Annotated in this window: 5 protein-coding genes; all 5 read right to left on the reverse strand. The window is 65.2% G+C overall.

Features of this window, described 5'->3' with window-relative positions; translation table 11 throughout:
- Positions 1-7 precede the first annotated feature (7 nt).
- Genes FRZ44_RS16850 through FRZ44_RS16870 form a run of 5 tightly spaced genes read right to left on the reverse strand, consistent with a single transcriptional unit; the run spans position 8 to position 14,458 of the window.
- Positions 8-772 carry an HNH endonuclease gene (locus FRZ44_RS16850; protein WP_151178280.1) on the reverse strand — a complete coding sequence of 255 codons (765 nt, stop codon included), beginning with the start codon at positions 770-772 and terminating at the stop codon, positions 8-10.
- The gene (locus tag FRZ44_RS16855) at positions 769-2,091 is read right to left on the reverse strand and encodes a GmrSD restriction endonuclease domain-containing protein (RefSeq protein WP_151178281.1); all 1,323 of its coding nucleotides are present in this window, start codon (positions 2,089-2,091) and stop codon (positions 769-771) included. The genes FRZ44_RS16850 and FRZ44_RS16855 overlap by 4 nt, the downstream gene beginning before the upstream one ends.
- A 27-nt stretch (positions 2,092-2,118) precedes the next feature.
- A complete protein-coding gene (locus FRZ44_RS16860; RefSeq protein ID WP_151178282.1) occupies positions 2,119-6,426 on the reverse strand; it encodes an Eco57I restriction-modification methylase domain-containing protein in 4,308 nt (1,435 codons plus the stop codon).
- An 11-nt stretch (positions 6,427-6,437) separates the two neighbouring features.
- Positions 6,438-9,242 (reverse strand): DEAD/DEAH box helicase, encoded by a 2,805-nt coding sequence (locus FRZ44_RS16865; RefSeq protein WP_151178283.1) that lies wholly within the window; start codon positions 9,240-9,242, stop codon positions 6,438-6,440.
- Entirely contained in the window at positions 9,239-14,458 is a 5,220-nt protein-coding gene (locus FRZ44_RS16870) for a DEAD/DEAH box helicase (RefSeq protein ID WP_151178284.1), read from the reverse strand. Before FRZ44_RS16870 ends, FRZ44_RS16865 begins: the two co-directional genes overlap by 4 nt.
- Positions 14,459-14,707 lie beyond the last annotated feature (249 nt).

Genomic DNA, 14,707 nt, shown 5'->3' on the forward strand with positions numbered 1-14,707 from the left:
ACCTCCATCAACGGAAGACATGGAGTCGATGCCAGTCGAGATAGGGACCATGCGATGGGACTAAGGCTTTGACTGCCGCTGGAACGTGGAGCCCCAGGACCACCCGCGCTGCCTCATCGAGGCGCTCCGAGACCAGCACCATACCGTCCACCGCCACGCCAATCAGGCCGGCGTCGAAGGCCGCATCAAGATGCGCGGCAAGCAGCAGGCCGTTATAGACGTCGAGCCGCTCGGCGTCGCTCTCGCATTTGGCCCAAGGCTTGGCATGACTGGCGCGCAAGAGCTCAGGCACGGCGAGGCCCGTGATGGCGCAACAGCCGCGCCAGTAATCCATCAGGGCGCCGCGATAGACATCCTGCCCGACGCGCTGGATCACCAAGCGCTCGGCCTCTGTGCTTCGCGGCAGATTGCGGGTCTCTGATTCGAACCGGCGCAGCGGCGCTTCGGGCAAGGAACGCGCCAGGCGCCAGATGTCGCGGACGAGATCGTGCAGCGGTGCCGTATCGTCAACGACAAAGGTTTGAAACCCAACCGGCGAGGGCGGCACAGCGTCCACGGGCCAGCGTGACCAGCGCCGGGCAAGATCGGCCACAACCCCGGCATGATCGGTCGCCACCAGGTATTGGCCTGCGGCCGTGGTGAGGCGGAGCGCAGCCGGCGCGCCCAGGCTTTCGAAAGCGAGCCAGCCATCATGCTCGCCGCGCGCAATGCCGAAGCCCTCATCGACGGCGGCCTTCTCCAGGCGGATCCGATCGAAGGCGGCGAGGGTCATGACCTGGCGCGCCGGCGGCCGCGCTTGGCGCCCTTTGCGGAATTATGCTCGCGACACATTAGCGCCGCATTGTCGAGCGCGCTCCGCCCACCCTTGCTGTGTGGGTTGATGTGGTCGATCGTGAAGTCGTCCCAGGTCAGTTTCTTTCCGCAAGTTTTGCAAGTCCTGTTTGTGGCGTTATTCCAGATGATGCGGCGCTGCTCGGAGGTGAAACCGCGCTGGGCGTCCTTGCGGGCGAACAGACTTCCCAGGATGCCGCGCAGCATATCCTCGCGCTTGCGGCGCTGGGACACATCGTCGGTCATCTGGGACACCGTCAGGAGGTATTCCCGATAAAGCTCCTGATGCGGGCCGGCGCCCTGCGCCTTGCGCTGCCGTTCCCGCATCTCGTCCACTTTGCTTCCGAAGCTCTGCAGCAGGTCCCAGGCCAGCCTGTTGCGCCGCTTGTCGGTCAGGATCATATGCTCCGCCTCGAACTTGCCGATGAGGACGGCGAGCGAGTAGAAGTCGTTGGCCTGCCGGAAGCGGCTCGATTTCAGGTGCGGGAACATCCTGCCGACGCGGTTGAGCGTCGTGGTCACCAGCCGCACCGCCTTCTGGATTTGCCGGCCGTCGAAAGATTCGGTGGCCATGACGCGATCCAGTGCCGTGCGGCGGTTCAATACGTCGCCCTGGTGCAGGGAAAGCATCAGCTCGCAGATCAGCTCGACATGCTTCATCCGGCTGAGCTGTCCCGCGCTCAGGATGCCATGGCGCCTGAAATAGGGCTCGAACTTCCCAGCCACCTTGGCCGCCGCCTTGAGGAAGGGGCTCCGGTAGTATTTGGCGTGGCGCTGCTCCTGGCGGGTCAGCGCCTTGCCGGTCGAGTTGATGCGGACGAAGACGTCGATGATGTCGCCGATATCGCCGTCGACCTCGATCACCGGCAGCTCGTAGCCGGTAATCCGGTGCTGGAGCTGCTTTCGTTTCAGCAGGGGCCAGTCGACGGCCTGGACAGGGCCGCCCTCGTCGAGTGCGGCTCGTGCTTCAAAACGCGGCCTCATGGCGCCTGTGAACATGAAGATCGACTCCAGCCGCTGCTTGCCGTCGATGACGTCGTACACCAGCCTGCCGCCTTCCTGCCGCTTGTAGAGGAAGATCGCCGGCAGCGGATAGTTGCGCAGGATGCTCTCGATCAGCTTGGCGCGGTCCCGTGGGCTCCAGACGGATTGCCGCTGAAAGCCGGGCTCGAGGTTCAGGTGATCGTCCTCATAGAGGTTGACGAGATCGAGAACGCTCTTGGTCGTCGTCTTGTGGGTCAGTCCCCCCTTGGTCAGCATGTCCTCTCCCCTTGACTGCCTTCCTCTTCAGATGGTGCCCAGCCGATCCCAGGCTTCGAGGACCAGACGGCGGGTGCGGTATTCTCCGAACTGAGCTTCCTCGTTCTTCTTCAGCACGCGGAAAGTCTCGGAGGGATAGTCCGGTCCCTTCACGTCGGCGGGATCGAGGATGTAGCGCAGCTCGTCCCGGCTGAGTCCGTATTTGCGCGCGAAGAAGGCGTCGAGCTCGGCGCGCAGCAGCGCGCGGCGGTCTTCGTCCCAGGGGAATGGCTTGCCCTCGTAGCCGAGATCCTCGGCCCAGGGGCGCATGGCGCGGCTGGTGTAGGTGAGTTTGAGGATGCGAGAGGCGACGAAATCAACATCCCGCGCTTCAAACTTGGACGGCTGGATGACTGCGAACTGCTTAAGGTAGCTGTATGTGAGGTGAGTGCCGCCGATTGATAACCTCGCGATATAATCGAACGTAAGTGACGTCCACATCGCAAGCGACGCCGCGGCAAGCTTTGGAGACACCTTGAGATAGAGGAGCGGAAGCGTGTGACCGACTCCCACCTTCGGAAACACGCTGGCAATCACTGTCCGCTCGTCGGTTGAGCGGCAGATGTCGCGCCAACCCATAAGCCAGTGAGGCTGCTTCCTGCCCATCAAGGCCTCAACGAGGTCAAGCGGATCATGCGGCGCCCCGGCAAGGAAGTCGAGATCATCGGCATCGAGCGGGGTCTCGCGTTGTGCTTCCCTGCCGGCCTTTTCAGTCTTCGGATTTTTGAGAAATCGTTCTGGCGACGCGCCCAGCGCCGCGTGCCAGTCGTGCCGCCGCCCCAGGATGTGCATGAGGTCGGCTTCCCGCGCCGGGCGTCCCTCGATTGCCGGCAAGGCACCCGCCAGCCATTCCGCCAACGTCTTCAGGCAGCGGTCCGGATCTTTGCCGCGATAGGCGCGCTTGAGGCTGGCCGGCAGCCGCGCCGCGCGCAGCTTCACCTCCGCCTCCGGCACCCAATAGCGGGGAGTCGGCTCGAAGCCGGGATCCTGCTTCTCCGCCAAGATCACGTCGCAAGCGCTGTCGTCGCCCGCCTCGCCCTCCGGATAGGTTGCCCAGCGATGATCGAAGTGATGGATCATCTTGGCCTCATAGAGTGGCACCCGGCGCTCGAGGCCCGCCCTGCTCTCCCGCGCCCAGTTGACGCCGTCGCGGGACCAGCCGCCCGCTTCGAGCTGCCGGACGCCGGTGAACAGATCGGAGTCGCCGGACATATCGAACATGCGCTGAAACGAGATGCCCCAGGGATTGCTGTCGCCGTCCGGATCATCCGGTCGCTCCTCGATCAGGACCGGCGTGCTCTGATGGATCCTGGCGGCCAGATCGGCATCCGCCCGGGATCGAAAGATCGGCGCGGTTCTGGTGTTGGGATTGAGCAGCCTGATCTGCGGGGCGGTTAGATCGAAGAAGCGTTCTTTCTCGTCAAGCTCCGACGTCTGCCTAATAAAGCAGACGAACTGGGCAGGCCGATTACTTGTACCCCCGCGTCCCAGGACCGTGAGAAGGCAGAATTTGAACCGGGCATGGCCGATACGGTCGAAGAACCCCATGCCCGTCTGGAAATCGAACAAACTGATCAGCCGGGAATTCTCGACCAGATCGCCAAAGAAGGCAGACGTGGAGCTGTCGGTTGCGATTCCGGTCGGAACGATCGCACCGGCGCGCCCCTCGCCCCGCGCCAGACGCGAGAAATGCTCGGCGAACAGCGCATAGGTGTTGACGTCGCCTGTGCCGGTGAGGGGATAACGCCCCGAGTTTCGCGCATATTCGGAGGCGGCCTCGGCGCTGCGCTTCGCGAACTGGAAATCGGCGTAGAGTCGCCCTTCGGGGGAATCTGCCGGCGCCTTCGCGAGTACCGCGATGAGCCGGGTTCGCGCCGCTTTGTTCTGCGCATTGGCGATCTCGGGCGAGCGCGCGGCGAAAAATTCCTGCTCCTGGAGCTTGATGCGCTCCCAGGGTGGATTTCCGATGACCGCGTCGAACCCGCCCCTGGCGAAGACCTGGGGAAACTCGAGCGGCCAATGGAAAGCGCCGACGCGCTGCGCGATGTCGTCCGCCGCGGCGACCAACGGTCCGTAGGGCGTCTCCCCGCGAGCAGCTGCCCAGACATGGTCGGTCAGCGGCATGGTGGGCCGCGCCAGCTCCGCTCGGCCCGGCACCTGCCCGGCCTTCGGCGCGAAGAAGGCGCCGACATAGCAGTCGCAGGCGGTCTTGAGATTGAACCAGGTCTTTCCGCCATGGAGCTTCTCGAAGGCGGCGCGCTTGGCGGCGATCTCCTCCAGCGTGTCTTCCGGCAAATCGATCAGCGCGCGGGCGGCGTCGATCAGATCAGCCGGCGGCTTCAGCTCGCTCAGCAGGCCCGTGGCACCCTTGCCCTCGCGCTGCTCGCGATTGAAACGGGCATAAGTCCCAGCCACCTCCTTGTCGTCGCCGGCCAGCGGCTCGTAGGCCTCGTCCGGAATGCCAGCACGCAACATCCCGAGATCGAACACCCCGATGAGACTGTCGCCGCAGCGGATATGGCTGTCGAGGAAGGTCAGCGGCTTGCCGGGCTCCAGCGCCTCGATCCAGAGCGCCACCTTGCAGAGTTCGACCGCCATGGGATTGCGGTCGACGCCATAGATGCAGTGTGCGACCACGTCGCGGAGCGCATGCTGGAACTCGGTCTGGGCGATGGCGCCGGGGCTGCGTAGCCTGGCGATGCGTGCGGCGGCGCGGCGGGCGGCGCCGAGCAGGAAATGGCCGGAGCCGCAGGCAGGATCGAGGATCGCGAGCTTCAATATCTCGCTGGCCGCGTCTTGCGGGTTGCGCGCCTCGGCGGCATCCAGGACCGGGTCCAGCGCGGAATCCAGCAACAGCTTCACCAGCGCGTCGGGCGTGTAGTAGCTGCCGCTGGTCTTGCGGAGGTTGCCCTTGGTCTCGTCGCCTTCGGCGAAGCGGAAGCTGCGAGTGCCGGCCTCGGCCCGCGGTGTCAGCTCCAGCAGGCTTTCATAGACCGAGCCCAGCTCCTCGGTCTCCATGTCGCGCCAGTTGACCCGGGTCAGCGGCTGGCCCTCGGGGTGGAACCAGGCCAGCCGAAAGACCGCCGCCAGCAGGCGCCGGTTCTCGATGTGCGCCTTTTCGAGATGGGGCAGAGCGCCCGGGGCGAAGAGACCGCCCAGGGCGGGCAGGCCGAGCCGGGCCTCGCCACGAGCAAGGCCCCTGAAGCCCGCCTTCAGCCCCTCCCACGCGTCGCCATGCCGGTCCCAGGCGATTCGGCGCATGGCGCGCTCCCGCAGCCGGCCGACGGCATAGCCCTCGGCATAGATCCGCTTCGCGGCCTCGGCTGCCCCCGGCGGATGGAGCAACCCACGATCCTCTGCGGCGAAGAGAAAGATCAGGCGGTAGACCAGGCGCAGCAGTTCCTCGAAGTAGCCCTGGGCGGTCAGGCTTCCGTCCGCCAGCTTAGCGAGCAGCGCGTCATTGTCGCGATGTTCAATGAAGCCCTGGCCGAGCTCCAGGATCGCGGCCTCAAAGCCCTCGCGAAGCTTCTCACGGGCCGCGACGCCCTCGCTGCGGCCACGCTCGCGCCAGCGCTCCAGGGCGCAGTCGGAGACGACGGCGTCGGCTGCGCCGAAGCGGCTCTGATGAATCAGGAGCCAAAGTGCCGAGAAATCGGCGAAGAGGCCGCCGCCGAAGATCTCGGCCAGGTCGGCCTCGATCCAGGCCGGTCGGGTGAGGCTGGCATTGTCCCGCATCAGCCGCAGGGTCAGCCCGTCGGTGGCGATGCCCCAGAGGGCAGTCGGCGCCGCATTCAGATATTCCTGCAGCAGCAGGGTCGCCGACCGGCGGCGCGTGCCGTCGCCGAACTGGGGCAGGCTCTCGTCGATGCCGGGCCGATGTGCGCTTTCCTTCGGTGCCGGCGCAATGACAACGGGCACGCGACCGCCCAGCGTGGCATGCCGCACCGGGAACACCCTTTCGCCGAGGGTCAGCACCGGGATCGGCGCCAGCGTGTCGAAGCCGAAGCATTCGCGCAGCAGCTCCAGCATGAAGGCTTCGGAAGCCGACGGGTTCTGAGATCGCGTCGCCTCGAAACGCGCGAAGAGCGCCTCGCCGATGCGGTAGAAACGCGCGATCTCGTCGCGCAGCTTCAGGCCGGGCTTGATCGCATAGCCCGCCTCGGTTTGGTCCGGGCTGTCGAATGCGGCGATGCGTACCACCATGTCGGGGGTCAGCAGCGCCCCGACGATCTCGATCGCCGCGAAATCGAGCCGCGCCTGGCGGCGTCGGGGGCGAAGGCGGGCGGTTGCGGCCACGATCTCTCCCTTCAGAGCCGCGGCATCAACACATAGGCGCCGATCACGTCGACCGGCGTCACCGCCTCGACCTTGACGCCGCCCTTGGAACCCAGCGCACGGCGCAGGCGGGTATGATCCTCCGCCAGTGCCGCGGCGCGCTCACCGGCATAGCGGTCGAGTTCGGTCCGCCAGCCCTCGAGCTTCGCCAGCACCTGCTGGAGGCGCGCCTTCTGCACATTCTCCTTGAGGTCGGCGCTCTGGCCGGCCAGCAGACCAAAGGCCTCTTCCCCCTGTCGCGCCGGCTTCCCCGAAAGGAGATCGAAGGCGATCGCCGCCGCCTCCTCCGCCATGGCGAAGCGCGGTCCGAGCCGGCCGCGGGAATCGATCCGATGCCGGATCCGTAGCAGCAACAGGGCCGTGACCCGATCGACCGCGGCACTTTCCCAGCCGCCGCAACGGGGCAGGGTGGCCGGATCGTTTGCCGGCGCCAGTGGATCGAGAGCGTTCTCCAGGAAGGTCTCCGCCAGGATGGCCGGCAGCGGATGGGCGCGGTGGATCGAGAGATAGCCGGCACGCGGCCGGGCCTCGAACGCAATCCGCAAGGGGTGTTGCGTCGCCGTCTCATCGATCAGTCCGGCCGCCTGGAAGCGCTCTTTCAGCGTATCGGGGACGAGATGGAGCGGCGCCCGATAGCCGCCGGCCGGTTGCCGGTCCAAGGGCGCTCCCAGCCGCATCAGGGCCCGCGATACGAACCGCTCGGTATCGGGGAACCCGCCGAGCACCCGCTGGATGGCGTCCCATTCGGCGGCCACCTCCTCTGGTTTCAAGCTGCTTTGCGCAAAGATCGTGCGCGCCTTCTTCTCCTGCTCCGAGGCATTGGCCCAGGCGCTCTCGATCTCCTTCGCTTCCGCCAGGCCGCCCACACCAAGGTCGAGTGCCAGTTGGCGCTTCTGCCGGGCACGGAGCAGTACGGCCGACATCAGCGCCTTGGTGAGGCTGCCGCCCTCGTCGGGCATTGGCACCCTTACGCCGGTCTGCTTCTCGATTGCGCTGGCCTTGCGCAGAATGACCTCCAGCACCGCACCATCCACGGGATTGTTCTCGCCATAGATCAAGGCGGTCCGGACCTCGGGCCTCTTCTGGCCGAAGCGGTCGACTCGGCCTTCCCGCTGCTGATGCCGGGTCGGGTTCCAGGAAAGGTCGTAATGCACGACAGCATCGAATGCTGCCTGCAGGTTGATGCCTTCGGAGAGACAGTCCGTTGCAACCAGGATGCGCTTTCCGGCCTCGCCCAAGGCCTCCACGCGGGCCTCGCGCTCTTCCGGCGGCAGAGCTCCCGTCACGACTTCGACCATATGGTCCTTAAATGCGTGACGAAGCGCGGCACCGACCGAATCCGCGGTCGCGATATAGCGGCAGAACACGACGGGGGAGAAGCCGTCTTCCACCATACCCTGCAGGACTTTCTTCAGCACGGCGAACTTCGGGTCCTTCACCGGTCGCGCCGCGAGTTCATCCGCCTTGGCGATCAGGGCCGCGAGGCGCCCGTCTGCGATCGCGGCGCCCGGCTCGAGATCGTCATTCGCCGCCTCCTCGTCATCGACGATGCCGGCAGCGAGCATCTCCTCCTCGTCCGGATCCGCCTCCAGCAAGGCGCGCGTGCGGAGCGCGCGCGCCGCCGCCGCCGGGCTCGAACCGACGCAGCGCATCAGCGCCAGCGTACCCCAAAAGGCCAGACGCTGGCGGCGTTCGCCCTCCTCCGCCTCGACCGCCTCGGCGCAATAATCGAGCACCGCCTCGTAGAACCGCTCGTAGTCGCCCGTCAGCCGGTATTTCGGATCGGGGTTGAGCATGTGGCGCGTGGGGAAGAGGCCTGGTTCGCGCCAAGCCTCGATGTCGGCCCGCCGACGCTGGATGAAGTGGCCCGCGAGGCGTTCGCGCAACTGACGATGCCGATCGTCGCGCGCGTGGGGCAGAGCGGCGAAGACGGGATCGAGCAGACCCAGCAGATTGTGGAAGGCTTCCTCGTTGCCGGAATGAGGCGTTGCCGTCAGCAGGATGAGGTTGCGTTCGGTGTTCTCGGCGATCCGCCGCAGCAGCTCGAAGCGATGATGCCGGATCGCGCCGCCGGCGACAGCCGTGTGGGCCTCGTCGACCACAACCATTTCCGGACAAGCGCGCAGGAAATCGTCCTGGCGGCGCCGGCTCTTGATGAAGTCCAGGCTGACCACCGTGTGCGGATAGGCATCGAACACGCTGGTCGAGGCCGGCAGGTCGCGCTCCAGGCGCGTCGCGGTCGCCGCGGTGACGGGAGTCGGCGGAATGGCGAATTTTGTCTCCAACTCGGCGACCCACTGATCGACCAGATGCGGCGGGCACAAAACCGTGAATCGGTCGATCTCGCCGCGATCGAGATATTCGCGCAGGATCAGGCCAGCCTCGATGGTCTTGCCGATGCCCACGTCGTCGGCGATCAACAACCGGACCGTCTCCAGCCGCAGTGCCATCATCAGCGGCGCCAGTTGATAGGCGCGTGGCTCGAAGTTGATCCGGCCTGCACCGCGGAACGGGCCGGCGCCGCGGCGAAGCGATAGGCGCAACGCGTCGCGCAGGAGCAAGGCCGCTTCCCGGCCGCCGGTCCGCTCGCCACTGGGCGGCGCGAAGCTGGCATGCCGGACCGGCGCCGTTTCCAGCTCCGGCAGCAGGGTTTCGGTTTCCTGCTCGGATCCCGTCAATGGGCGGACCTTCAATCCGTCGCTCGCACTGATCACAATCCATTCGCGCCCGCGCGCTTGGATCAACTGGCCGGCGCTGAACGCCGAGGCTGTCGTCACGGCTCGCTTCCCAGCAAGGAAGCCAGGCGGGCGATCGCATCGGTTCTGGCCGCCCCCGACGGCGCCAGCAGCACGAGATCGAGGCCCTTGGCTGCCAGCTGCTCCTCAAGCCCGGCCGGCGCGTGCTCCTGCTCGGCCGCCGCCACGCGGTGCGCCCGCCAGATCCATTCCAGCCGAAGCCCGTCGAGAACCAGCGGCTCAGTGTCGGGCGGGGGGCAGCCGTCAAGTGTGTTCCCACCCCGTGCCTTAGTGGAGGTCACTCGAGCTTGCGATTGGACGAGACGCAACAACGACTTGAGTACTGGCATGAGGCGGCGGTCGATCAGCTCGTGATCCGGCTGGTTGAAATAGGACAGCAGGCAGCGATAGCAGCCGGCGACGCAACGCGTGTCTTCCGCGTCCTTGAGCGCTTCGGGACCCTCGCGCAGGGCGCTCTCGATGCTGGGAGCCGTTGCATGCATGATTCCAAGTGCTTCCGTAGCAAGGCGGGGAAAGGCCCCGTTCTCCCGCATCAACCGCGAGAGAGCGCCGGCGCCGCCCTCCGCCGCCTCGTAGAACAGCAAGGCCTGACGGTCGGTCCGACCGGGCGTGGACTCGACCAGGATCTCCCCTTCCTCGAGTTGATAGACGGCTTCGACGCTTCGGGCGAAAGCGTGCTGCAGGGTCGCGATGACGGCGTCGGCCTCCTCCCCCAGGCCACGGAGCCAGAGCGCGGGGAAGCGGATCAGGAGCGCGTTCTTCCGGTCCTCGACCACCGGCGTGATGATCTGCCGTGCTGCGATCGGGCTCGGCGGCCCGTCCTCGCTGACCCCGTCCGCGCTCACCCAATAACCCGTCCGGGGATCGATGAGAAAGCCGACGGAGTCCTTGTCCTTTCGCCGCTTCAGGCCGCGATTGATCCGGCGCACCAGGGCAACCGGCGCAAAATCGGCCTGCAGAATCTCGCCCTCTTCGTCCAAGACCTCGAGCGACGTCACCTCGCTCGAATCCTTGAACGAGAAAACGGTCTGCAGATCGAAGCCCTGGCGCCGCCGCTCTTCGTCGTTGGCGGTGATCCGTTCGACGGCCCGGGTGCCGACATTATCGATCCGATAGAGATTCTTGGTGATATGGGCACCCGAAAGCGGATTCGAGCAGACATGGCACCGTTCCGGAGGCTCGCCGTCATGGCTGGCACCGCAAGCCGGGCAGACCGAGGTGCTGAAGGTCGGCAGCTCGCCGCGTTCGCCGCCACCGACGTCCTTCAACAGGGCACGATCCACGCGGTAGGCGCGGCCCTCGTGATAGACCAGGCTACCCGGGCCGAACTCCGAGATCGCCAGGAACCGCGCACGCTGGATGTATTGCTGTCCCTTGCCCCCGGAATCCCCCGGCACGAAGGCCATCAGCGGCAACCTCGGGAAGTTGTAGCCGGGCAGGAACCCTTCGGTCGCGAGATAGCGATAGACGTAGAAATCCGAGCTCTGGCCCTGCGCGCCTTGCAGCAGAAGCTTGATCTGGATGTTGGCGGCCTGTTGGCGCATCTCGGCCGCGCGACGTTCGACCGGCTGGATCGAATAGTCCTGCAAGGTCCGCGCCGCATCGTCCCGCTGGCGCTCCGCCGCCACCAGCAGGTCCCGCCATCGGTTGAAGCTTGCGTTAAAGCGCTGTGGCGCCTTGGCCACCGTCTCGCGCGAGAAGTTCTCGACACTCGTGAACCAGGCGGGCAGCTCGGGCATGTAGTCCCGTTGCAGCGCGTTCAATACGGAACCGATCCGTTCACGCGCCGCCTCGCTGCTCTCCGGCGCCGTGACGCGCTGCTGGATCTCGGTCTTGAGCGGCTTCTCCGGCGCCGTCATTTCGAGATTCTCGGCGATGGCCTCCTTCAGGTCCGCGCCGCTGGCAGCCAGCCACTCAGCATGGAGATGACTGGTGACAAGCTCCGGGTTGGCGAGGTCGATGGAGGGCGGCTCCACGACCCCATAGACCATCTGGTCTTTCCGCTGGAAGAAATACTGATCGTGGGGGCTTTGAGCGGCACAGTAGGCGACGATCAGGGCCGCTTGTCCGCTTCGCCCAGCACGGCCGCTGCGTTGGGCATAATTGGCCGGCGTCGGCGGGATGTTGCGAAGATAGACCACATTCATCGCGGAAATGTCGACGCCGAGCTCCATGGTCGGCGAACAGAAGAGCGCCGGCAGCCGACGGTCGTCCTCGCGGAACTCCTTCAGCTTGTCGGCTTTTTCCTTCAACTTCTTCCGATCGTCCTCTCCATTCCGGAAGCGCGCCTCCCGCAGCTCGCGGAGCTGGCTGTCGACCTGGGCGGTATGCTCGCGGCTTTCGAACCCGAACAAAGTCTGGCCGCCCGCGGCCAGTAGGTCGGCGATCCGCCCATAGAGCCCGCGGAAGAACGGGTTATTGCGCTCCGGCTCAGGCGCATCGTCGCGGCGGAAGGCGATGGCGGACGACACCAGGCGCCAAGCCTCTCCTTCGACGGGGGAGGGCGCCGGCGTGACGAGTCCATAGACCTTGGCCGCGCTGAGCAAACCGTCGATGATGCCGACGACTTCCGGCCCCGTTGGCAGCTTCCCGCCGAACCGCCTTCTGCGCAGCGCCCTGCCGATCAGGCTTTGCGAGCCTCCTCGGATGATGAGCGCCTCGTCGCGCTGGGAGATTTCCTTGCGGCTGGGTGGCCGCGGCACGAAGACCGTGGCCGCAAGCGCCCGCTCGTCGAGTGCCCAAGGCGCCTTGATCACGGCGCGTGCCCGCGCGATCAGATTGTCGATCTCGTCTCGGTCGAGCGCCTTGCACTCGATCGCAAGGCCGCGACGCATGATGTCGAGCAGTTCGCGCAGGGCTGCGGCACGCTCCGCGACGGAAGCCGCCCTGAGCGATGGCACGTCCACGAACCGCGCGTCGTCGGCCGCCAGCTCGTTCAGCGATACGTAGTCGGCCTTGATGAGGCCGAGCTGCTCGAGATTTGGGTTCGTGTAGCGCCAGCCACGCCGCTGATCGATCCAGAAACGGTGCGCCAGCGAGTCGCGGATGGTCTTCTCGGCTGTGACGAGACTGGCCCCCATGAGGCCAGGCTCCAGCAACCATTCCGACCGGCGCTCCAGGTTGGCCGCGATGAAGCCCAGCATGCGTTGGATGGCCCGCCCGATCTCTTCTTCCTGAATTCCTTCGGGCCCGGCCTCCGACAGGGCTGCGAGGATGGCGCCGCGGAGCAGGGTCACAAAGACGAAGTCGTTGAAATGCCCCGCCTGAAGTGCGGCGTCCTGCCGGTTGTCGGTGAAGGCCAGCAACTTCCTCGTGGTTTCGGGAATGGCGTCCCCCTGCTCGTTCATCCAGCGAAGGATCGAGGACACAAGGATGGTCGTGGCCGAACTGCGCCCCTCCGCGCTGAGCGCCGCCAGCCGGTTGATGTCCCTGGTGGAGTCGCTGTGGTGATCGCCGCAGGCGGGGCAAAACTTGAACTTACCCGGCATGAACCAGGCGTGCCGTCCGTCTGTGCTAGATCGACCGTCGGGCTTCACGAAAAATGGCACGGCACGGGACTTGCGATAGCTGGCCCTCAATCGCGTCTCGCCTGACTTCGTCGTCTCCAGCCAGCTATCCGGATAATCCTCGTCGCGTCCCTCGAAGGTGAACTCGTCGCCGTCCACGGGGTCCGGCATCAGGAATCCCCAGATTTCGGTCGGTCCCTCCGGATCGGCCTCATCGTTTGCCGGCACGTCATCGATCTCGCGCTTCTCGAACCGCTCCTCCCCCAGAGTCTTGATCAGGGTGACCGGATGGTGCTCCTGGCCGCAACGGCGGCAGAAATGGACGCTGAAAAGCCGTTTCTCCGGATTGTCCGGGTCGAAGACCTGGCCATCGAAGGTGACCGTCCGCGAGCCCGAAGGATCGAGGGTGGAATAAAGCCGCCCAGCGCCCGAGATGAACTGATGCAGCTTGAAGGCGAAGAGCGGCTCTTCTGCGCCGGAAGGAACGCCGCGGTCACGCTCTGTGAGGCTGAAGGCGAGCAAGGCATTCTTCAGCGCGGCTTCGCAATCCTTCGCCAAGGCGCCGGAGTCCTTCTGAAGTCTTGCTGCGGCGTCGCTCAGCGGCATGGGATGGGCTCTTAGGGGCTTACGGTGGAGATCGCGAAGCCCAAGCCGTGTCTCGACCCAGATCGCCAGCGGGTCCTGCTTCAGGGATTCATTAGACTGCCCAAGATAGCGATCTCCCTGAGCTACGCGCTTGACGGAGTCGACCAATCCGTCCAATCCATGGTCGGCCGATTGGCTGGGGTCGGTCACCCGGCGCAATGTCTCGGTGACGACGGAGTCGCGCGTGATACTGGTCCCGAACAGCGCCGAAGCAACGTTCGCGACCGCTTGGTTTCGATACTGCTCGGTTCCTTCGCTAGCCATCGTCGCGGAGGTTCCGACGCAGATCGGCGGTTTTTCTGGATCGCCCACACGCGCCCGCAACCGCCGCACCAGCATCGCTACATCTGCACCTTGCCGCCCGCGATATGTATGGAGCTCGTCCAGCACTACGAAATTGAGGCCGCGACAGTTCTCGATGACTGCCTTATCGAGCTCGGACTGCCGGGTCATGAGCAGCTCGAGCATCATAAAATTCGTTAGTAGTATGTCGGGCGGGTTTCGCCTGATCTTGTCACGATCGTCCGGGCTTTCCTGGCCCGTATATCGAGCGAATGTGACCGGAACTGGGAGATTACGACCGGTGAGGAACTTTTTCAGCTCTTCGATCTGGCTGTTTGCAAGCGCATTCATCGGATAGATGATCAGCGCTCTCGTCTTCTGTTTCTCTCCCGTGCGTTTGGCTTTGACGATGGCATCGATGATCGGGATAAAGAAGCAAAGCGACTTGCCCGAGCCTGTGCCTGTCGTCACCACGAAGCTCTTGCCCTTGAGAGCGAGCCCGGTCGCCTGCGCCTGGTGGCGCCAAAGCGTCAAGGTCTTGTCGGAATCTGTGGCCTTCGCTCGCGCGTTCAGGAAGATCTGCTTGCATTCCTCCGCAAGACCGTCGCTCCCGACCAGTGACGCGATCGTCCCGCCTTCTTCATAGTGCGGATTCAGTTGCAGGAGGGGCTCCGGCCAGAACCGCCGCCCTGCGTATAGCTGGTCGACTTTGGACTTTAACTCGAGCGAGCGAATCCGCGTAAAGGATCGGGCAAAGCTCGTGTAGTGGTTGAGCAGATTCTCGTCGAGAGAAAAGACGTCCATTTCGCTTCGATCTCCCGCCCGATCATAGCGCTATGCACCTACAACAGGCCTCATCCTATACGGAGCGCCCCTTCCACCTATCTCTACCATTCCGGGCGGCGTCTGCAACTAGTCTTCGAGACGACCGTCTTAGGGGCAATTGGCCCGCACCAAGGCTCAATATCTATGGTCGGCATCTATGGTCGGCTCGCCTCCGAAGCTCCGCGTACAAGACTGGTTAGCGGGAGAAGTTCCTGCCAGCCCGCCGCA

Source organism: Hypericibacter terrae (assembly GCF_008728855.1).
Classification (GTDB): domain Bacteria; phylum Pseudomonadota; class Alphaproteobacteria; order Dongiales; family Dongiaceae; genus Hypericibacter; species Hypericibacter terrae.